Source organism: Luteibacter sp. 9135, from assembly GCF_000745005.1.
In the GTDB taxonomy this organism is placed as follows: Bacteria; Pseudomonadota; Gammaproteobacteria; order Xanthomonadales; family Rhodanobacteraceae; genus Luteibacter.
This window is the reverse complement of sequence record NZ_JQNB01000001.1, coordinates 2,881,517-2,901,370: the sequence shown is the minus strand read 5'-3', so window position 1 is coordinate 2,901,370 and position 19,854 is coordinate 2,881,517. Positions and strand designations below refer to the sequence as shown.

Annotated in this window: 19 protein-coding genes and 1 tRNA gene; 11 read left to right on the top strand and 9 right to left on the bottom strand. The window is 61.7% G+C overall.

The window, feature by feature from the left end:
* Positions 1-2 precede the first annotated feature (2 nt).
* From FA89_RS12525 to FA89_RS12495, 7 genes are all read left to right on the top strand, one after another.
* A complete protein-coding gene (locus FA89_RS12525) occupies positions 3-659 on the top strand; it encodes an ankyrin repeat domain-containing protein (protein ID WP_036140892.1) in 657 nt (218 codons plus the stop codon).
* A 26-nt stretch (positions 660-685) separates the two neighbouring features.
* The gene (locus FA89_RS12520; protein ID WP_036140891.1) at positions 686-1,225 is read left to right on the top strand and encodes a hypothetical protein; all 540 of its coding nucleotides are present in this window, start codon (positions 686-688) and stop codon (positions 1,223-1,225) included.
* 78 nt (positions 1,226-1,303) lie between these two features.
* Complete coding sequence (locus FA89_RS12515; RefSeq protein WP_036140890.1) at positions 1,304-2,002, top strand: nucleotidyltransferase domain-containing protein; 699 nt, start codon at positions 1,304-1,306, stop codon at positions 2,000-2,002.
* Between the two features lie 29 nt (positions 2,003-2,031).
* On the top strand, positions 2,032-3,150 hold the full coding sequence (locus tag FA89_RS19260; RefSeq protein ID WP_051938725.1) for a DUF6817 domain-containing protein: 1,119 nt from the start codon (positions 2,032-2,034) through the stop codon (positions 3,148-3,150).
* A gap of 2 nt (positions 3,151-3,152) precedes the next feature.
* Positions 3,153-4,094 carry a hypothetical protein gene (locus tag FA89_RS20215; RefSeq protein WP_185754340.1) on the top strand — a complete coding sequence of 314 codons (942 nt, stop codon included), beginning with the start codon at positions 3,153-3,155 and terminating at the stop codon, positions 4,092-4,094.
* Entirely contained in the window at positions 4,087-5,265 is a 1,179-nt protein-coding gene (locus FA89_RS12500; protein ID WP_036140888.1) for a DUF455 family protein, read from the top strand. Before FA89_RS20215 ends, FA89_RS12500 begins: the two co-directional genes overlap by 8 nt.
* A gap of 278 nt (positions 5,266-5,543) precedes the next feature.
* On the top strand, positions 5,544-6,932 hold the full coding sequence (locus tag FA89_RS12495) for a hypothetical protein (RefSeq protein WP_036140887.1): 1,389 nt from the start codon (positions 5,544-5,546) through the stop codon (positions 6,930-6,932).
* A gap of 248 nt (positions 6,933-7,180) precedes the next feature.
* Here FA89_RS12495 and FA89_RS12490 read toward each other — a convergent pair whose 3' ends face one another.
* Complete coding sequence (locus FA89_RS12490; protein WP_036140886.1) at positions 7,181-7,672, bottom strand: hypothetical protein; 492 nt, start codon at positions 7,670-7,672, stop codon at positions 7,181-7,183.
* 762 nt (positions 7,673-8,434) lie between these two features.
* Between FA89_RS12490 and FA89_RS12485 the strand changes: the two genes are divergently transcribed.
* Complete coding sequence (locus FA89_RS12485) at positions 8,435-9,286, top strand: hypothetical protein (protein ID WP_185754339.1); 852 nt, start codon at positions 8,435-8,437, stop codon at positions 9,284-9,286.
* 92 nt (positions 9,287-9,378) lie between these two features.
* Here the strand turns inward: FA89_RS12485 and FA89_RS12480 are convergent, their stop codons facing one another.
* The 3 genes from FA89_RS12480 to FA89_RS12470 all read right to left on the bottom strand — a co-directional run bounded on the left by FA89_RS12480 (position 9,379) and on the right by FA89_RS12470 (position 12,399).
* Positions 9,379-10,251, bottom strand: a complete 873-nt coding sequence (locus FA89_RS12480; RefSeq protein WP_185754338.1) for a hypothetical protein — start codon at positions 10,249-10,251, stop codon at positions 9,379-9,381.
* 117 nt (positions 10,252-10,368) lie between these two features.
* Positions 10,369-10,938: a hypothetical protein gene (locus tag FA89_RS12475; RefSeq protein WP_036140883.1), complete on the bottom strand. Its 570-nt coding sequence runs from the start codon at positions 10,936-10,938 to the stop codon at positions 10,369-10,371.
* A 183-nt stretch (positions 10,939-11,121) separates the two neighbouring features.
* A complete protein-coding gene (locus FA89_RS12470; RefSeq protein WP_036140882.1) occupies positions 11,122-12,399 on the bottom strand; it encodes a tyrosine-type recombinase/integrase in 1,278 nt (425 codons plus the stop codon).
* 217 nt (positions 12,400-12,616) lie between these two features.
* On the opposite strand from FA89_RS12470, the gene FA89_RS12465 reads away from it, so the two are divergent.
* The 3 genes from FA89_RS12465 (at position 12,617) to FA89_RS12455 (ending at position 14,732) form a co-directional block, all read left to right on the top strand.
* Positions 12,617-12,692, top strand: a tRNA-Ala gene (locus FA89_RS12465).
* Positions 12,693-12,824: 132 nt separating this feature from the next.
* Positions 12,825-14,237: a chloride channel protein gene (locus FA89_RS12460; protein ID WP_185754337.1), complete on the top strand. Its 1,413-nt coding sequence runs from the start codon at positions 12,825-12,827 to the stop codon at positions 14,235-14,237.
* Between the two features lie 18 nt (positions 14,238-14,255).
* Positions 14,256-14,732: a low molecular weight protein-tyrosine-phosphatase gene (locus tag FA89_RS12455; protein WP_036140881.1), complete on the top strand. Its 477-nt coding sequence runs from the start codon at positions 14,256-14,258 to the stop codon at positions 14,730-14,732.
* Here FA89_RS12455 and FA89_RS12450 read toward each other — a convergent pair.
* From FA89_RS12450 to FA89_RS12430, 5 genes are read right to left on the bottom strand one after another with little or no spacing between them, the layout of a single operon-like run.
* Positions 14,729-15,808 carry an SAM-dependent methyltransferase gene (locus FA89_RS12450; protein WP_036140880.1) on the bottom strand — a complete coding sequence of 360 codons (1,080 nt, stop codon included), beginning with the start codon at positions 15,806-15,808 and terminating at the stop codon, positions 14,729-14,731. The genes FA89_RS12455 and FA89_RS12450 overlap by 4 nt on opposite strands.
* Positions 15,805-16,593 (bottom strand): DUF1295 domain-containing protein, encoded by a 789-nt coding sequence (locus tag FA89_RS12445; protein ID WP_036140879.1) that lies wholly within the window; start codon positions 16,591-16,593, stop codon positions 15,805-15,807. The genes FA89_RS12450 and FA89_RS12445 overlap by 4 nt, the downstream gene beginning before the upstream one ends.
* Positions 16,590-17,825, bottom strand: a complete 1,236-nt coding sequence (locus FA89_RS12440) for an SAM-dependent methyltransferase (protein ID WP_051938724.1) — start codon at positions 17,823-17,825, stop codon at positions 16,590-16,592. Before FA89_RS12440 ends, FA89_RS12445 begins: the two co-directional genes overlap by 4 nt.
* Positions 17,822-18,592 carry a DUF1365 domain-containing protein gene (locus tag FA89_RS12435; RefSeq protein WP_036140878.1) on the bottom strand — a complete coding sequence of 257 codons (771 nt, stop codon included), beginning with the start codon at positions 18,590-18,592 and terminating at the stop codon, positions 17,822-17,824. The genes FA89_RS12440 and FA89_RS12435 overlap by 4 nt, the downstream gene beginning before the upstream one ends.
* Positions 18,589-19,854: an NAD(P)/FAD-dependent oxidoreductase gene (locus FA89_RS12430; RefSeq protein ID WP_036140877.1), complete on the bottom strand. Its 1,266-nt coding sequence runs from the start codon at positions 19,852-19,854 to the stop codon at positions 18,589-18,591. Before FA89_RS12430 ends, FA89_RS12435 begins: the two co-directional genes overlap by 4 nt.

The window sequence follows — 19,854 nt, the reverse complement described above, 5'->3', positions numbered from 1 at the left end:
CCATGAAACTTCACGTTGGCTGTTTCGCCTTCCTGCTCATTGGCGCGGGCACAGTCGCTCACGCGAGCCCCACAACCTGCCAGTCCAATCAGGCGGCCGCGCTTCAAGCCATGCGGGCGAAAGGTTCCTCGGCGGACCCAGCGACTCAGCTGCAGCTTGCTGTCTTCAGCGGGAACGACGCGTCGCTCAAGAATGCCATAGCTTCGCTCGGTTCCGCCGCGGCAACAACACACAGTGCCGCTCTTGACCAAGCCTTGGTGGGCGCCGCTTGGACGGGAAACCAGAGCGCGGTGGAAACGCTGCTCGCTCAGGGTGCGAATCCTAATGGCACCACGGACATGACAGTATCTGCTCCGATCGTCATGGCGGCGCAGTGTGGTCACGTCGACGCCATGACAGCGCTCTTCAAGGCCGGGGCGAGCCTGGCATCGGGATCAACGCCCGACAAGACCGACAACGTCCCGCGTGGCGCCCTAGAGGCTGCCATCGCCGGCGACCAAGCAGAAGCCGCGGAATGGTTGGTTGATCATGGATATGAAGTTTGCCGAGCTGGTGAGGGTAAGCGCGTGAGCGCGCTCCTCAAACGCTTAGGCCCGAGCACGGTAATGCCAACTTCGCTCCGCTCGAAGCTGGCGTGCCAGGCAACCGAAGAGAAGTAACCCTTAACCGAAATGGAGTTTGACCAATGCGCGAGTTGAATATCTCCGAGCTGTCGCAGGTCTATGGTGGCGATGCTGGCGAAGAACAGTTTGAAGTGCTTGCCAAGGCCGCCATCGATCTGGCTGCCGAAGGTGGGTTGGATAGCGGCGTTGCCGGCAAGCTGTTTACGTCGCTCGACTACGCCAAGTTGTCGGCAAACGTCAACAACCTGCAGTTCCAGTATCTGGAAAACGACTACAACACGTTCATCCAGGCTGGCGAACATGCGCCACCGGGGCAGTATTTCGAGATCGTCCATCCCGAAAATATCGACTGGAACGCCTACAGCAACGGTGGCCAAGCCTCAGCTTCCGACGCGATCAATGCGATGTTCCACGATGTTGTGACCAACCACCACCTCGCGATCGATCCCAATGGCAACCAAGCAGGCACGGGCGGCGGTGGTGGCGGCGGTGACGGCGGTGACGGCGGCTACTACGCAGACGGCGGTGGCAGCTACGGTGACGGCGGCGGCGACAGCGGTGGCGGCGACGGCACTGTGACGGTCGGCCCGATCCAGAGCTGATCTGAGAAAACGCGCTGAGCCCGCGGCTGTAGGGAGTGCGCCCTTGCAGCCGCGATTTGCCCTTCATCGGACCGCACCATGTCGCAGATCATCCTCTCGCTTGTCCGGCAGACGCTAGGCGCGAACCACGGCGTGCTTCTTTTTGGATCTCACGTCGTTGGTCCTGTCGATGAGCATTCTGATATTGACGTTATCGTCCTCGCCGACGGCGTTACTTCACTGCGTCGTAAGAAGATTCCGACGCCACACGGACTTCTCGATATTCACCTTCACAGCGATGCGTCACTCAGATCCGCTTGGCAAGAGCAACGGTCGCGCTTTATATCGTTCTATACCCATGCGCTCGCCACGGGCCGCATTCTCAGTGACAAGGATGGTGTCCTCGCGTCCCTTGCGGCGGAGAGCCAGTCATCATGGCCGAGCAGGAAAATCCGCCCGAACTGGACGGTATACAGACTTGCCTTGATGGCCAAACTCGGTGACATCGGCCGTGAGCACGACACCGTTGATAGCCAACTCCTTGCCGTCGATACCTACCAAACCATTCTCGCCGTCCGATCACTGAGCTACACCGGCTGGTTGGCATCGAGCCCACTCATGCGCAAGTGGTGTGCCCAGTCAGCGCCGAACGTGATTGCTCGCCTCGACGCGGCACTGGTAGCAGCTGCATCCGGAAAGTCGTCTCTACTCGCCCACGAAGCGCTTGAATGCCTGACGGCAATCGGAGGGCCGCTTTCGTCGAGTGAAGCATTGGACTGGACTGGACTTGCTGCCTGACCTCCAACATCAACGAGCACGGAACCGTCATGCTACACACCAAGCTTAAGGTCGTTGACGACTTTGTCGACCCTGCCCTACTCGCCCACCATTTCAAAGGCGAGGTCTGGTCCTACGGATGGCGCTCCAACACCGGGGCTGCGGAGACACCGTTCTGGCACATTCATTTCTGTGGAAGCCGCCGTCCCGACGAATATTTCCGACAGGATGAGCTACTTGCCAGCGATCCCAAGCTCGCCGCGATCGCATCCGTGTGGGCAAAGATACGGGACCAGTTCACTCCCGACTATCAGCTAGTCCGCTGCTATGCGAACGGGCACACGTATGGCCTTGATGGCCACGTTCACAGGGACGCGAAGCCGGGCGAGGATGCTCTAACGGCGTTGGTATATGTAAACCCGGCATGGAGTGCGGAATGGGCTGGTGAGACCATGTTCATTGGAGAATCCGGTGAATGTGAAGCGGTGACGCCCAGGCCGGGGCGCCTCATCGTTTTCGATGGCACCGTCAAGCACGTTGCTCGCTCCGTCAGCCGCGAGTGTCCCGCACTTCGGATGACGCTGGTTTTCAAGATGCAACGCACGCCTTCCAGCATCGCATCGGATGGCTCACCCATGCCTCGCGCGAACCTTCTTGAGTTCCTACGTCGGCATGGTGCTGAGGCGAGCGGCCATTCCGGGCGAAGCCTGATGGAACACCTGGTGGGCACTTGGCGACTCCTCAAGAAGTGGGATTGCGCTGAGCATGTCTGCCTGGCTGGCCTCTTCCATAGCATCTACGGCACATCCATCTACAGTCGGCGAAGCATCAGTCGACACGAGCGAGCTGCGGTCCGCTCCGTCATCGGCGCTCGCGCAGAGGAGTTGGCATTTGTATTCGGCGTGCTTGAGCGTCCAGCGGCGTGGATACCGGCCATGACCACCGGCAAGGCGCGTCTGACAGGCATGGATGACGTGGTCCTCACGCTCGACGACGCGACAATTGGTGAACTCTTGGAAATCGAGATCGCAAACCTTTTGGAGCAGGGCGGCGCGCAGGGCCTTCTTGCTTCATTCTTGACGGGCGGCCCTTCCGAGCGACTTTCCGTGAACGCTGGTGCGCGAGCGGCCCTAATGGATTCTTTTCCCTCCGAAGCGGTCGAGGTGTGACGATGCGCGTCGTTGTTGGGGACGACCTCGGCGGGTTCATCGAGGACTCAGAAGCCGATTATTACGAACAGATCGTGCGCAGACACTTTCGTGGCGAAGGGTGTATCGTTGATGCGGGGTGCTTTATCGGCGCTAGCACCAAGGCGTTGATCCGAGGCTTAGAAGCCCGCAATCAACAACATGAACCACCCGAGCCACCCATCATCGCCATCGATCGGTTTACAGCCTCCGATCACTATGTAGTGGAGTTTTTAGCAGGAATAGGAGCCGACATTCGGTTTGGTGAGTCGTTCCTTCCTATATTCCTACGGAACCTTGGGCGAGATACACCGCGTGTGGAAGTCCGCGCCGGAGAGTTGGTCCAGGTTGGCCGCGTTGATCGAGCGATCGAGCTGGCCGTCATCGATCTTGCTAAAACGCCAGCGCTGAATGGATTCGTCCTTCAACGATGGCTTCCTCAAATGGTCCCCGGCCACTCGCTGATTATCCACCAGGACTTCTATTCCCCCACCCAACCCTGGATCGCACACAGCATGGCCGGGCTGCTCGACTATGTGAGTCTTGAGCATGACAAGGTTGGCGAATCAGCTGTATTTCGTCTAGAGCGGCCCATTCCCGCAAATGTCCTGCGAGAGGCTACATTCGGTTGGGACCGGCGGGACGCCCTGCCCTGCCTTGATCGGATGATTGAGTTTGTCGGGACCCGCGTGGCTGCGCCGTTGCGCCTGATGCGAGCCTTGGCCTTCCATAGTTTGGGCGATAACGCCAAGGCGCGATCCCTCTTAGAAGAAGAACTCGCCCAGTCCACACCTCCACCGGATCAAAAATGGGAGAAGTGGCTAAGCGCGGCTGTGGTTGCGGTCATGCCAGAAGTCTTCCAGTTCAACGCTGTCCTGGGTCGGCTTTATTGGCGCCATGGTGCTCAAAGGCTTGGACATGCCTGAGCACACCAACCCGTTAATCCGAGCAATATCGGGGAGCGGCGCGCTGTGTTATGTGTTCGTTCGCGCACTTGAGTTCCACGCTTGCTGGCTCCCGCGTGCTGCTTCAACTGAGCTCAAACTTACGCTTGGCCAGCGCATCGGCAAGCTGGGTTGGGCCTTATCGCTCGCGCACTTGCGCTTTACCGAGCTGACTGCGGACACGCGGTTGCTGGCACCAACCGGACTTGAAGAGGAATTCGAGCGACTTACGATGGTGGAGGGGGACCACGCTATCCACGCCGCCTCCGATCAGATGACCGAGCTCCTTGGCGCCTTTCTCGCGGCATCACGGGAGCGGAGGCTTGCGGATCACTTGGAGACGGTATTGAACGGGCCGAGCGAGGTCCTTGAGGCGACGCTCGCCGCGCACTTCCCGAAGCCTAGTTGCCCTTGCCCGATTTCTATGTCTGGGCCAATCGTCATCTATGCACTATCGCTACCTGTCCCGGCAACCCTGGCGTCTCCGCGACGTGCCCCGGACCTCGAACCAAGGCAGGGCAACGAACCAACGTGGGCATCGCTGATTGAAAGTCCAGAGGGACGGGCCCAAATCCTTCACGATGTTTTCGCCGATATCGAGCTTTCGGCCATGGAGGTATGTGCGGCGAGCATCGTTCGTTTCCGCGACCTGCCCATCGCTTTCAAGGTTGACATGGCACGCCAATGCTGGGACGAAGCACGCCACGCCCAAGCATGCCTCTTACGATGCGATGAAATCGGGCGTCCCGCTGTCGGCCTACGCTACTCCTTAAAGGTGTGGGACAGATGGATGGCAGGGCGCGATGCCATCGAGTGCCTCTGCATCGAGCAGTTGGTCCAAGAAGGCAATGCCCTTGACTCTGTTCAAGCGCTGTCGCGATCGTTTTGCGCGGTGGGTGACTTTCGCTCGGCACATCTGCTATCAATGTTCGGCAGGGACGAAGAGCTTCACACGGCTATCGGGAATAAATGGGTCACTATGGCGGCTAAAGCGTCGCCCGATCGGCCCTATGGAGCGCGCGTGCGTGACGCCGCTGAGCGCATTGGATTGACCGTGCCGGGCCACGCTCCCGTTGCGATTGATGCTCGTAGGCGCGGCGGGTTCCCTGAAACCTTCCTGCGGGAAATTACCTCGGCGCGTAATTTGATCTGAGACGAGCCGGAATTGGCCCTGGCTTCGCTTTGACGCCATGACGGAAGCCACGACATTCGTCTCTCGGTTGCTCTGGATCGACGTGGCGTGTTGGGACAACACATAAGACGCGCACTCGTTTTCGCTCTTGATGTTGCAGTCAGCGTGCGCCAATGTTTCCATTCCCTCTCGATCATCCCAGGGCGCTCGACCACTTTGATCGGCGGCCATCGCCTGCCTACCTCGAACGCCATGCCAATGACTGCCATGTCGATCTCTAGATCCGGAAGCCTGAAGCCATGACAAGTGTGTTAGATAAGTTCAACGAAGCCACGCATGAACTTTTGGCCAGCCTGAAGGTGTGGGCAAGCGACCCTTACGCTGCCGACTTCCGATACATCGGCCATCTAAATACCTCCGGCGACATGGAGCTACTAACGGGTGAGCTGGTCCTCTATCCACTCCCGGTAGACGGTATCTCCTCCTTCCAGGTCGAAGCAGAAGGTCTCATTGCCGGTCAATATATTCAGAATGATCTGACTCCTGAAGCGATCATCAACATTGTGGACTCAGCCGTTAGAGGGGATATTGCCGTCGGGAATCTGACTTTATCCCTGCGCAAGCACGCGTTACTTTCGGCTAAGCGTGATCGGACGAATCAGGAATGGGCGATCCGACCTACAGTAATGATTTCGGGGAATCAACCAACTTCGTTACCCGAAGCCACCGCCTTGTCAGCGATCGACCAGGCCCTTCGAATGGGAGACATTCCATTCGATGGGCTCGATGAGTTGGTTCGTTGGTTGGCCGTCTTGGACCCCCGAGAACACCGATCGAAAGGTAGCCTTCGGGTCGTTCTAAACGCCCCTTGTAATATCGCCTTCGCTGAATCGGGCTTCAAAGATGAAGTCTTTACCATAACCATTGATGCGCACCCCGGAACGCGGACAGACATGGTCGGCGTCGCCGTAGTCGGACACCCGGGGCCGACACAGGCTTCGCGCCACCAAGTAGGTTCAAATATCGAATGGGACCTTATCCAGGAAGGGCGCCTTCGGCGCGGGAAGGCAACAGTCAAACTACCGCTAGCAGAGCGCGCCCTAGTGGTGCTAAGCGTGGGCAACGCTTGCGTTCAGCGCCAATGGTTTCCACATCCCGCCAAGTCTCAAAACGAACGACTACTGGCCATGCGGACTTTTGACCGCGATCTCAAACAGGTGCGCTTCAACCTCCTCGAAGGCACGCAACCTGAGAAGTTCGAACTTGCAGTGGCTGCGCTGGCTTTCCTCCGTGGGTTCGCACCCTCCGTTCAACTCGAAACAGATTCCCCGGACATCGTGCTGACCACACCCGGCGGCCAGATGGTCCTGATCGAATGCACGCTCCAGTCCAAGGATGTTCACAACAAAGTGGGAAAACTGGTGGACCGGCGCCACGCGCTTGAGGCCGCACTATCGACCTCAAGATCAGCCCGGCCGATTCTTGCGGTGCTCGTAACCCGCCAGCACCGGCAACAAGTCGCAATGACAACTGACGAATTTCGAGACCGAAAGATCGCGCTGGTTACGCGTGACCAGCTTGAGGAATACATCCATTTCGCGGGAAATTCCACCGACCCAGATACCACCGTCTCAAAAGCCCTCGCCGCTTTCGCGACACATGGCAGCAGCGACGCATCGCTCATCTAAATGCCAAAGCGATAGTCTGATTCGATGAGCCTATTAGATGCTCTACAAAGCAACGCCTCGCTCGGTCATTGCATCGGTGGACAGATCATTGCGACAGAACCTGCCGACGACCTAGAGGCTGGCTTGGCCAATTGGAGGTGGTGTCTAAGTCGCTATCGTGGGAAGCGATAAGGCGGATCAAAACTCCCATCGTGGAAGCCAAACTGGTAGAGATCGCCCTGGCCACGCATGTCAGTGTGGGGACCGAACTACCGCCGCGAGCGGATGTGCTCTATGCCCTCATTAACGAGGCCAAAAACCGATTTTAGTAGAGGCGACGCACTTTCACTGAGGATCTCGACCAGTGACTTCAGCAGCGTCTGAAGAAGCCCGATCTGCCAGGATGCAGCACGCTCCCCTTCTTCGGCGGTGAGCTTGTCATCAGTCTCAGGCGAATCAGAATCCCTCGCCTTGTGAAAGGGCATTCTTTTCCAGATTCTTTCAAAAACGCCTCTAATTGAGCTGATCTCAGCCTCGATCGCGTTTACGGCAACCGCCATGCCGGGCCGATCTCGTAGCTGATGCAACGCCGTCTCGATCTCAGAAAGACGGTCGGAATGCTGCAAAAGTGCCAATGCTTCGATATGCCAACTTAAGATAGGCTCCATCTCTTGCTGTAAAGGGTCACCCTCTAGCAAGTATGCGCTGTAAGCCTTGGATCTCTGCAGGAGAAAATTGAGATCACCTGCAACCTGTCCCATTCCATGCTCCTTGTCGGCGAAGATCGAACCTTAACAGCTCTTCTAGCCGCGAGGGAGTGACGGCTCTGGCGATTGGCGTTACCTCATCAAACTAAAAGACGGAGGAATACTGATGACTACGAACCACGGTTATCTAGATCGACTGGCGGCATCAATGAGAGCGCTCGCGAACGAAGATGAAAGTCTTGCCGATTTTGCAGATGAGATGGGTTGGTCGTCTTCCAATCTACTTAGAAGTTCGGCGCAGGCGGCGTGGGATAGAGCGAACCGTGCCGAATCCGCAGCACTCGGCTCACACTTGAGGCGAGATTTGGAGGTCGCTCGACGGGTATGTGGCTCCCGGTGTAAGCAAGACGCTGGACACGAGGGGCCCTGCGACCCGAGGTTATGAAGAGGAATCGACATTCGATTTCTATCTCTTGAGGTGGATGGTTCAAAGCTCCCGATGAGCCCCGACTAGACTTATTCACCCTATCCCTACCGCATCATGATGCTTTGATCGCTCAGCCTCTTGCTCCACCTGTTTATGCCCCGGCCGACGTTTGCTCCAAGCCGCGACTCGAAGCGGAGGTTCACAGTGAAGTGGGAATAAGACCATTCAGGCCCAGAATTCGAGCAATTTGTCTTTCCCTTCGCCCATACTCTAGGCGCCGTTGCCTCCTGACCTACTCAGGCCGAGGCCACGACCCACGCAAGATTCGCGCACTCCTGCGGGCCGTCCGCGTCATCGTGGAAAGTCGCGCTGCGCAGTGGGATCTAACCGTGATGAAGGGTGTGACGGTCACGTTCGATCTGGAAGCGATCGTGACGCAGATTGATCGTGTCCCGAACCACCGCTCGCCTGCGGCTTCAGAGCGCTTCAAGCGCTGGCTGAGGACGGCAGCCGGATGCGTGCTGACCATCGGGGGCGACCGTCCCGATCGCTACGTGGTCCTCGACGCGACCTTTCTCATGACCTTGCTGCGCCCGTCAGGGCCGGATCTCGCTCACAACATCGTGGTCCACGAACTGGCCCATGTCGTATTCGCCCGCTATCGATCGAATCGCGAGTGGCGCGACCTGTTCGACACCCCGCGGCTTGCTTGGCAGCACCGCGCTTGGTTGAATCTCGCCTATCCAATCTGGGATGAGTATGCCGCGTGCCGGTTGAGCGCCTGGGCCGGCGACTATGCAGGCGCCCTTTTCAACTTTCAGAACTGTATCGCACGGGACATCGCTGACTTTCCCGCGCCTTCTCGACGCACCCGACGAATCCGGTGGGACGTGCCAGCGGCAGCGCCGGACTTCATCCGCAGAGTAAGTGTGGCCACCAAGCCGTTGCTCACGGCCGCTTATCTGACCGGCCACCTGGACGGCATGGGCATCGCCGAAGGCGTGACGCATTTTTCGACGCCTGCCCGCACCAGCGTCCTGGCTGGATGCTTCGAGCCTTTGAGGATCGCCCTGCGAACCATCTGGGAGGATGGACGGCACTGGCGCGATGGCAAATCGGCCATGGAACCGTTGGTTTCTGTGATGCAGGAGGTATTACGCATCTGGGAGGATGAGACGGAGCAGCGCCAGCCGCGCAGTAAACAGAGCCGCAAAGCGGGCGGGCGCGCCACCGCCCCATAACTGTGCACTGGCTAGCGTAATCACGCGTCACTGACTTGTGAGTCTCATGTGGTGATACGGACACGCAGCGGCCCTGCTCACCATCCTCACGGTTAAGAAGTTACGCCGGAAGGTCGAATGCGCGTTCTGAGTTTGCTTTCCACCACGCTCGCTGACGGCGCTAAGTCGTGAACTAGCTGGGTGACCATGATCCGATCCTCCGTGGATATCTGCGGTCCCAACGTGACGGTCATCCCGACGAACGCGTTCGCGCCAAAAGGCACAAAGATGGCCGGGACATCCGGATGAAATTTATCAAACCCAATCTTAGCCCCGGACTCCATGATGTCCATCATCGCCTCTCGATATCGCGCGGGATCTTCTGCGTAATCCAGCTTCGGGCCGCCGATCGCTGAGAGCACGAAACGATATTCGTCCTGATCTGACCAAGCTAGTCCCTTTACGCGTGCCAGGCGATTACTATCACCGTGAATCGTCAACCTTTCGCCATCTACGACCACTGTTTTTGCGGCTTCAGTGATCGGGTCATCGACGTAGATTACTGGTGCACCAAATGCGTTTGGGAGATCCGTCCAAGTGGGCGTAACCATGTAACCGTTACCAAAAAGCGTCTCTTCGCCAAACGGCATTACCACGTCCAAAATTTTGACGCCAATTTTCTTCATGTGCCCGTGAATGTTGCACATGCGCGAAAACTCTACGGCATAGCGTGTCCAGTCAAAGGGCATCCGAGGAAGTGAAAGCCGCACACCGTGATCGCGGTCAGCATACCGATGCCACAATCCTGCTTCTCCACGAAGTCCTTGGCACCAGGAGCTGACGAAGAACCGATGAGGCCCGAGACGATCTGTCCGGAAGGGCACTTCGGACGGATCATCCAGCTGATCTGCCCGACCAAACCTTAACGTGCGATTTTTCAAAATAAGCGAAAGGTTCTTAACGCTCGTGTAGTGATGGATCATCATGACCTACATTCTGGCGTGAGACGCTGGAGACAAAAGAAACGCATCGAAATTTAGGGGGCCGTTGAGGCATCCCCCTCCATCTAACATCGCGTCAGGATATAGAGGTGTCTGCCGTCCTTAGCGATGGTGGTATCGGTGTGCAATGTGCTCGATATGAGCGATACGGCGATGGATCTCATTTTCATGGACTCCCAAGTCCGCCACTCGTTTCCGAGAGAATAGGCGCTCCAGCTCGCGAGCATCCCCACCCATCTCCGTGCCGGCGCCAAGTCTCTGAATGCGCCGGGCAATTTCAACGTCGTGCCCCCGCGTGCGCAGTTCGCGACATGCTTGAAGTATTTGCTCGCCCACGCTTTGCCTGCGGTCGGCGAGGCCAACCGGGTCGGAAAGAAGCCGGTCACGCTCGGCCTCGACACGGTCCAGTCCCATCCTGATGTCCGCAGTAATGGATCGCCAGTGTTCATGGCACCAAGCTGGCGATTTATTCCAGTGGATATCCCCGATAAGGCAGTTGCCCAACGGAAAGAGGTCCCTGACGGGCTTAGGAAGCATTTCTACGACAGTAATCAGATGCTCCAAAAGCTTTTGCAACGCTTCATGGTCACCATACGGCTCAGATTCGGCCTGCCGCTCCAAAACAAGGAGGTTATGACTTGTGGGGTCGTCGAACCCGCGGAACTCTCGCACTACCCTCTCCATTTTCAAACCACAGCTAATGAGGCGACAATCGTCCCACCACGGGTCGGACGAACGCTTGGACTATTGGCGCACGTAGCCGTCGCACAGACTGAGATTGGGCGCTACAAGAAGGGCTACCGCTTCCTCCCATGAATCGCGCTTGTCAGTTTTCCAATAGCGCGGCAGTCCAGGTTATTCGGTCGCCGGAGGCACCCCTCCCGTCGTCGCCCCGGCCACCAACCTCCGCAGTTCATCCATCAGCTTGGCCTGCTCACCCTGCCCGTCACCCCGAGCCTGGTTCAACCGACGCCCCAGATCCTGGGGGTCAGGGTGGTAGTAACGATCCAGGGTGCGGGTATCCAGATGACCACTGATCTTCATTGCATCATGGATCGGCAACGCGCTGGCGATCTCCGTCACCCGGGTATGGCGAAGATCATGGAGCCGCGCATCCTTGATACCCGCCCTGGCGCAACCCCGCTCAAACGCTTGGGTGGGCGTGTCCACCGCCATCGGAAAGATTCGCCCCACGGTCGGCGGGCCCCTACCCTCCTCCACTAGCGTCAGCAACGCCTCGACGGCCCTCTCGTCCAGGGGGATGGTGCGATGCCGGATTCGGCCCCTGGGGTCCTTCGTCTCCCGGAACGTGACTTCGGGAATGGCCTTGGACCAATCGAGGTCGGACCACTCCAGCCGGACGGCTTCGGACCGCCGGCACCCCGACCACCGGAGGAACCGCAAACAAGCCTTCGTTTCGGGCGAGGCGGTCGGCACATGGGCCAGCACTTTTTCGAGTTCATCTGCTGTGATCAGGCGACCGACGCGGTCCATCTGCTTCGCGTTGTCCGGCCGGGCGGCACGGAGGCCACGCACCGGGTTACGCAGTTGCAAGTCCCACTCCGTGATGGCCGCGCTGAACACGGCCGACAGCACGGCGACCCAGCGGTTGATCGTGCTCGGCATCAGCGTGTTCGGGGTACCGTCTTCGGCGACGAGTTCGAACTGGAGCACCCGCATGGCTCGCCGGATATCGGCCTCGATGACGGCATCGCACGGTTTCGCCATCAACTCGGGAAACGTCGAAGTCCATCCGCGAAGCACCGAGAGTTCCTTTTTTGCACCCTTCTTGCGGACATGATGGGCGCCCGCCGGGGCGCCCGCCTGGATCTCTTGGGCATACCGGTCGAGCAGATCGCCCAAGGTCAGGTCGACGACGCGTTCGCCTACCGGCGCCTTGTCATGTCGAAGCGCCCGCTGCTGCTCGGTGATCCAGGCCCGGGCTGCTTCAATCGCACTGGAACGACTCATCCGGTGACCGGCTGGTAGCGCCGGGTCATAGGGGAACGTCTGGCTGATGTCACGCAGTTCGCCTCTTGCGTCGGCGCGTCGGGTGCGCGCTCGGATCGACTGACGATCCTTGCGGTCCTCAAGTCCTTTGCCGAGTCCCATGCCACGTTTGGTCGCTGCCATGCCCGTCTCCGCTAGTCGTCCCCAGATTGCCCCCGCCGGCCCTAAACAATCAATTGGTTCAAGCCAGTGCAGTCAGTCGACGGAAGGAAATCACCATCCTGGGCCAGTCCCCACCGTCGTAAGCACAACCCTGATATGACGGGCTTTTGCGGCGTCCAAGGTCTTTCCAGCCGCCGGTTGGCAGTCAAGCAGATGGCTGATATCATTCGTTCCAAGTGGGGCGGTAGCTCAGCCGGGAGAGCGTCGCGTTCGCAATGCGAAGGTCGGGAGTTCGATCCTCCTCCGCTCCACCATGTCATTCCAGACGAAAGCACGCGGTGTCCTGCACCGCGTGCTTTTTTCATTTTGCGAAGGTCATTCATCTGCCAGCCAGCTACAAAGCGCGGTAACGCGTAGCCTTGTCGCAACCCCGTTCGGCTACCCACATGACCGATCCCCTGCATCCGCCCCATGACCGGGCGGCCATCCCACTTGCGCCCTCGCTCGACCCCACGCTCGCGCAGGAACACATGCGCAGCCGTCTGCCGCGCGTCCGTCGGCGCCTGGTCGCCACCACGCTGATCGCCATGGCCCTGGCTGCCTTCGTCGCGCTCATCGCCCATGCGCTGACGCGGCTGATCGCACTGGTCACGCATGTGGCGTTCTTCGGCGACTGGAGCACGACCTGGGTGAGCCCGGCGGACAACCACCGCGGCGTCTGGGTCGTCCTGATTCCCGTCATCGGTGGCTTGCTCGTCGGCGCCATGGCGCGCTGGGGCTCGCGAGCCATCCGCGGGCACGGTATCCCCGAAGCCATGGAGCAGGTGCTGACCAACGAAAGCCGGATTCCCGCCCGCATGATCTGGCTGAAGCCCGTGTCCTCGGCCATCGCCATCGGTACCGGCGGCCCGTTCGGTGCGGAGGGCCCGATTATCGCCACCGGTGGTGCCCTCGGTTCCTTCATCGGGCAGTTGCTGCCGGTGACCGCGGATGAACGCAAGACGCTGCTTGCGGCCGGTGCCGCGGCGGGTATGGCTGCCATCTTCGCCGCGCCCCTCGCCGCCGTGCTGCTCAGCATCGAGATGCTGCTGTTCGAGCGTCGCGCGCGCTCGCTGGTTCCGGTCGCCATGGCTGCGGCGACCGGCACCGCCGTCCGCTTCGCACTCGAAGGCCCGGGCCCCGTGTTCCCGATGGCGGCGCTGCTGCCCGCCTCGGTCACGGCGCTGGTGGTCTACACCCTGCTGGGCCTGCTTTTCGGTGTGATCGGCGTCGGCGTGACCCGGCTGGTGTACGGCCTGGAAGACCTCTTCGAGCGCCTGCCGATCCACTGGATGTGGTGGCCCGCCATCGGCGGTATCGCCGTGGGTGTCGTGGGTTACCTGGTGCCCTCCACGCTGGGCGTGGGCTACGAGAACATCGTCGCCGTGATCGGCGGCCACCTTGGTCTCGGCGCGCTGGCCCTGCTCGCCTTCGCCAAGCTGGTGTCGTGGTCGATCGCGCTGGGCAGCGGTACGTCGGGCGGCACGCTCGCACCCTTGTTCACCATCGGTGGCGCACTCGGCGGATTGCTCGGCATCGCCCTCGCCCACTGGCCCATCGCCCAGGTCGATCCGCGCATGGCGGCGCTCGTTGGCATGGCGGCGCTGTTCGCGGGGGCGGCACGCGCCATGCTGACCGCGGCGGTATTCGTGTTCGAAACCACCATGCAGCCCCACGCGCTGCTGCCGCTGCTCGCGGCAAGCGTGGCGGCCTATCTCGTCTCGGGGCTACTGATGCAGCACACGATCATGACCGAGAAGATCGCACGGCGTGGCGTGCACGTCCCGACCGACCTCGTACCGGACCGCCCTTTGCATTAAGGTCGCCGGATGAAAACCATGCCCTCCGTCCTCTTCGTCTGCACGGGCAACATCTGCCGCTCGCCCACGGCCCACGCGCTGCTGCTGCACAAGGCTGCCGCATTGCACTGGGATGTCCGCGTGGACAGCGCCGCTGTCACCGGCGAGGAAATCGGCAATCCGCCGGACCCACGCGCCCTGACCGAACTGAAGCGCCGCGGCGTCGCCATGCCGGCGCACCGCGCCCGACGTGTCACGCCCAGGGATTTCACCGACTACGACCTGATTCTGGGCATGACTGCGGGCCACGTGCAGGCCCTGCGTCGCCTGGCCCCGGGCGCCGCCGAGGACAGGATCGGCCTGCTGATGGATTTTGCCGGCAACGCGGACGGCAACGATGTGCCCGACCCGTGGTACGGCTCGGCGAAGGATTTCACGCACGCGTTCGACATGATCGAACGCGGCGTAGACGGCGTTATTCGCCAGCTTCGCGCTGCAGGCGCAACGGTCGACTAGCCCCTCACGAACCGATAGTGCGCCACCAGCCACTCCTGCCCCTTGTCGTAACCGAACAGTTCGGCGCACGACATCCAGAAGATCCGCCAGCGCTGGAACCATAGCCCGGCCGCGTCGCCATACGCCTCGCGCAACACGGTCATCACCTCGTCGCGCGCGGCGTCCTGGTTGGCCAGCCAGTGGTTGGCCGTGCGCTCGTAATGGGTGCCGTCCACGTGCCAGCGGTCCTCGATACGCAGGTCGCGCTGGAACCACAACAACGTGTCCGACGCAGGCATCAGGCCGCCGGTAAAGAAGTGCCGCCCCATCCAGTCGTTGTCGCCGTCCGTCTCGAACGGGTACATGAACTGGCGGTGGGCGAAGATGTGTACGAACAGCTTGCCGCCCGGACGTAGCCAGATGGCCACGCGCGACAAAAGCGTCTCGTAGTTGCGCATGTGCTCGAACATTTCCACCGACACGCAGCGGTCGTAGCTGCCCGCGTCCAGCTCCAGCGTGTTCACGTCATGGGTGATGACCTTGACGTTGTCCAGGCCCAACTCGGCACAGCGCGCCTCGATATGCCGGCGCTGGCCGCTGGAGTTGGATACTGCAGTGATCTTCGCGTTCGGATAGCGCCGCGCCATCCACAGCGTGAGCGAACCCCAGCCGCAGCCCAGCTCCAGGATCGACTGGCCGTCGGCCAGTTCCGCGCGGCGTCCGTACACCTCCAGCATCGCCTCCTCTGCCTGCGCCAGGCTTTCCGCACCGGACGGATACAGGCAGCCGGAATACTTCAGGCGCGGCCCCAGGCACAGCTCGAAGAAACGTGCGGGAAGCTCGTAGTGCTGGCCGTTGGCCGCATCGGTATGCACGGCGACAGGGCTCTGCCGCAACGCGTCGATACGCTTCTGGTAGCGCGCGGCGACGGCGGACAGCCCGCCCTCGCCTTCCTCGCGCAGGCGCGCCGCGCAAAGGCTACGGATACCCCGGCGAATCAGGGCGTCAGGCAGCACGCCCCGCTCGGCAAGACCGAGCAGGCCACCGGCAGCGCGATCCTCGCGGGAATAACCGTTGGCTTCGGCTGTCGTGTTCATGCGTCGTCGCTCTTTCGGGAAGGAAACCAGGGGAAGAACATCGGCGTGTCGCGCTGGTAGCGGCGGTACTCCTCGCCGCGCGAACGCAGCGCCTGGGTTTCCGTATACGGCACGCCGCTGACGAAACGCAGGAACAGGAACATCACCACCGGACCACTGAGGGCAAGCCACCACACGGGCGAGCCGACCGCCAGCGCCACGTAGGCGAACCAGTGCAACCACTCGAAGAAATAATTCGGATGCCGCGAATAGCGCCAAAGGCCATCGCGGCAGGTCTTGCCCCGATGCGCCGGGTCAGCACGGAAGCGGGCCAGTTGACGATCGGCGAGCGACTCGCCCGCTACACCGATCACCCATATCGCGATCGCTGCGGCGATCATCGGCAGGCTGGCCTCCGGGTTGGCGGCCACGGCCGTGAAGGGCACGGCGAACATCGCCACGAGGAACGCCTGGAACTGGAAGAACCCGAAGAACTTGCCCTGGTGTCCGTGCCAGTGTTCGCGCAGGGCGCGGTAACGGCCATCCTCCGGCTCACCACGGACACGTTTCCACAGGTGCCATGCCAGGCGGGCACCCCAGGCGCCGCCAAGCACGGCCAGCACCGCACGGGTAAGCGGTGCGCCCGGGCCGGCCAGGGCCGCCCATACGGCAGAACCGCCCACGCCGACCGACCACAGCACGTCGACGATGCCGGCGTTCTCCTTCCGCCACTGCCATGCCCAGCCCGCGGTCATCACCCAGGCGGCAACCAGCCAGATCACCAGGAAGGTATGCCAGACGCTCATGCGAGCCTCGGCTTTTCGAGGAGCAGGTGCGACACGCCGATGGATCGCTCGATGAAACCACCTTCGCAGTACGCGAGGTAGAACTCCCACATGCGCATGAACCGCGTGTCGAAGCCTTGTTCGCGCACGTCGGCCAGGCGCGCCATGAACCGCACGCGCCAGGCGTGCAACGTGCGCGCGTAGGAGCCGCCGAAGTCCTCCAGCCGCACCAGCGCGAGGTCGCATGCGCGTGTCTTCGCCTCGAGCATGCCCTGCACCGAGGGAATGAAACTGCCCGGGAAGATGAATCGCTTGATGAAGTCCACCGAGCGCAGGGCCTGCGCGTAACGGTGATCCTCGATGGTAATGGCCTGGAGCAACACACGCCCGCCGGGACGCAGCAGGCTGGCGATCTTGGCGAAATAGGTCTCCTGGTAGGCCGCGCCGATAGCCTCGATCATCTCGATCGACACCACCTTGTCGTAGCTGCCGGTCAGGTCGCGATAATCCTCCAGCAACAGGGTCACGCGATCGCCCAGTCCGGCCGCCGCCACGCGCTCGCCGGCGAGTGCGAACTGCTCGCGCGAGATGGTCGTGGTGGTCACATGGCAGCCGTAGTGACGGGCAGCATGGATGGCGAAGCCGCCCCAGCCCGTGCCGATCTCCAGCACCCGGTCGCCGGGCTTCAGGTCCAGCCACTGGCAGATGCGGTCCAGCTTGCGGGTCGACGCCGTTTCCAGGTCGTCGTCTTCACCCTGCCACAGCGCCGAGGAATACATCAGGTCGGCGGACAGGAACAGGCGGAAGAAATCGTTGCCCAGGTCGTAGTGGGCGGCGATGTTGCGCCGGCTGCCGAGGCGCGTATTCGCGCGCAGCGCGTGCCAGGCCTTCATCGCCAGGCCGCCCATGCGCGCCAGGCCGGTTTCCATGCCGTCGAGGCGGTCGCGGTTGCGCACGAGCAACCGGATCAGGCCGACCAGGTCGTCGCAGGTCCACTGGCCATCCATGAACGCTTCGCCGGCGCCGACACTGCCGTTGGCGGCCACGGCACGGTAGAAGGCCATGTCCTTCACGTCCAGGCGGACGTCGGGCGCACCGTCGACGAGCTCGCCCAGTGTGGTGCCACCCATCGCATCGAGGATGGTGAGGCGACCGTGGCGCAGCCCGGCCATGCGAGAAAGCAGCATGCGCCGCAGGAAGCGGTGGCTGCGCGAGTCGGCGATGAATTCTTCCGTGCGGGCGATGCGGTTCATGATCGTGAGCCTTGCTTCATCGGGTGGTCGTGAACGGGGTTGCGCTTGAGCCACAGGCGCAGGGCCTGGTAGTGGATGGCACCGACCACCTGCGCGGTCATCAGCGGGTAGCGCCAGAGCACGCGAGCCAGCGAGGTGGCACAAAGCGTCCGGCGATGCAGGGAGAGGTGTGCGTCGAATTCGCGCTCGCCATTCCGCAGTACATCCATGTGGACGCTCAACCGCACATCCGGCGCGGTAAAGCGCCAGCGGTAGGTGCGGTCCATCGGCATGAACGGCGAGACGTGGAAGACCTTGTCGAAGTCGGCATCGATGGCATGGCCATCGGATGCCGTGACCGGCAGCACATACGTATGACGCTCGCGCCACGGCGTATTGGTGATCTCGGCGACCACGCACTCCAGCGTGGTGCCGTCAACCGCATAGCAGTAGTAGAAGGTGACTGGATTGAAGACGATGCCGGCATAACGCAGGTGGGTCAGCACGCGCACGGGACCGGCGGGCCGGCGGCCGGTCACCTCGCCGGCGCGGTCGCGTACCGCGTCGGCGAGCGACGTGGCCGGGTCGCCGTAGTAGTCCGACCGACGAAACTCGGCCACGTTGCGCCGGTTCGTCGACCACAGCCAGCGACCGGCGAACACCCGATCCACTTCGTCCAGGTCCAGGAACAGCTGGGCCATGCGATAACGGAACGCATGCTCATGCGGCGCATGGCGATGGTGCGTCACCACGCCCTCGTATACCGCACTGGCAAGGGACGTGGTCACGCCACGACCTCGGCACGACGGGCGACCACGGCATCGAAGTCGTGCGCCAGTTCGACGGCGCTGCGCATGCCGTCCTCGTGGAATCCCCAGCCCCAGTAGGCGCCGGCGAACCACGTGCGCCGCCGGCCCTGGATCTCGTTCCGGCGAGCCTGCGCCGCCACCGAAGCATGCGTGTACACCGGATGGTGGTAGGTCATGCGGCGCAGGACGCGCGCCGGATCGATGGCCTCGGTACGGTTAAGCGTCACGACGAACGGTTCGGGCGCCTGGATGCCCTGCAGCAGGTTCATGCAATAGCTGACCGTGCAGGCCGCGCCCGGGCGGGCCGGAATGAAGGCATTCCATGCGGCCCACGCCTTGCGCGAGCGTGGCAGCAGCGAGGCATCGGTATGCAGCACGGTCTCGTTGGGCTGGTAGGTCATGGCGCCCAGCACCGATCGCTCGGCGCCATCGGCGTCCCCCAGCAGGGCAAGCGCCTGGTCGCTATGGCATGCCAGCACCAGCTCGTCGAACGCGTGGGTGCCGCCGTGCGTCACCACCTCGACGGAGTCCGCGTGACGCCGCACGCCCACCACCGGCGTGTTCAGCCGCTCGGTGACGTTCCAGCGGGCGCGCAGCGCATCCACGTAGGTGCGCGATCCACCCTCCACCACGCGCCATTCGGGACGGCCCGCGACACGCAACATGTGGTGGTTGGCCATGAAGCGAACCAGGTACTTCGCCGGAAAGCCGAGGATCGACGACGACGGCGACGACCACAACGCGCAGGCCATCGGCACCAGGTGTTCGTCGCGAAAGGCTGCGCCGTAGCCATGGGCCTGGAGGTAATCGCCCAGTGACGGCCCCTGCCCGTCGATGTCCAGCAGCGCCGGTGCCTCGCGATAGAAACGGAACAGGTCGCGCAGCATGCCCAGGAAGCGCGGCGAGACCAGATTGCGTCGCTGGCAGAACAGCGTATCCAGCGTGGCGGCGTTGTACTCCAGACCGCTGGCCTCGCTGCGCACCGAGAAGCTCATGGTGGTCGGCTTCGTCGCCACGCCCAGTTCATCGAAAAACGCGGACAGCAGCGGATAGTGCGCCCGGTTGTGCACGATGAAACCGGTGTCCACGGCATACTCCCGCCCGCCCTGGATCGCGCGGTGGGTGTGCGTGTGCCCGCCGGGGTAATCGTTGGCTTCGAAAAGGGTGACGTCGTGGTGCCTCGACAGCCGCCACGCGGAGGCGAGACCGGCGATGCCCGAGCCGACGACGGCGATGCGCAT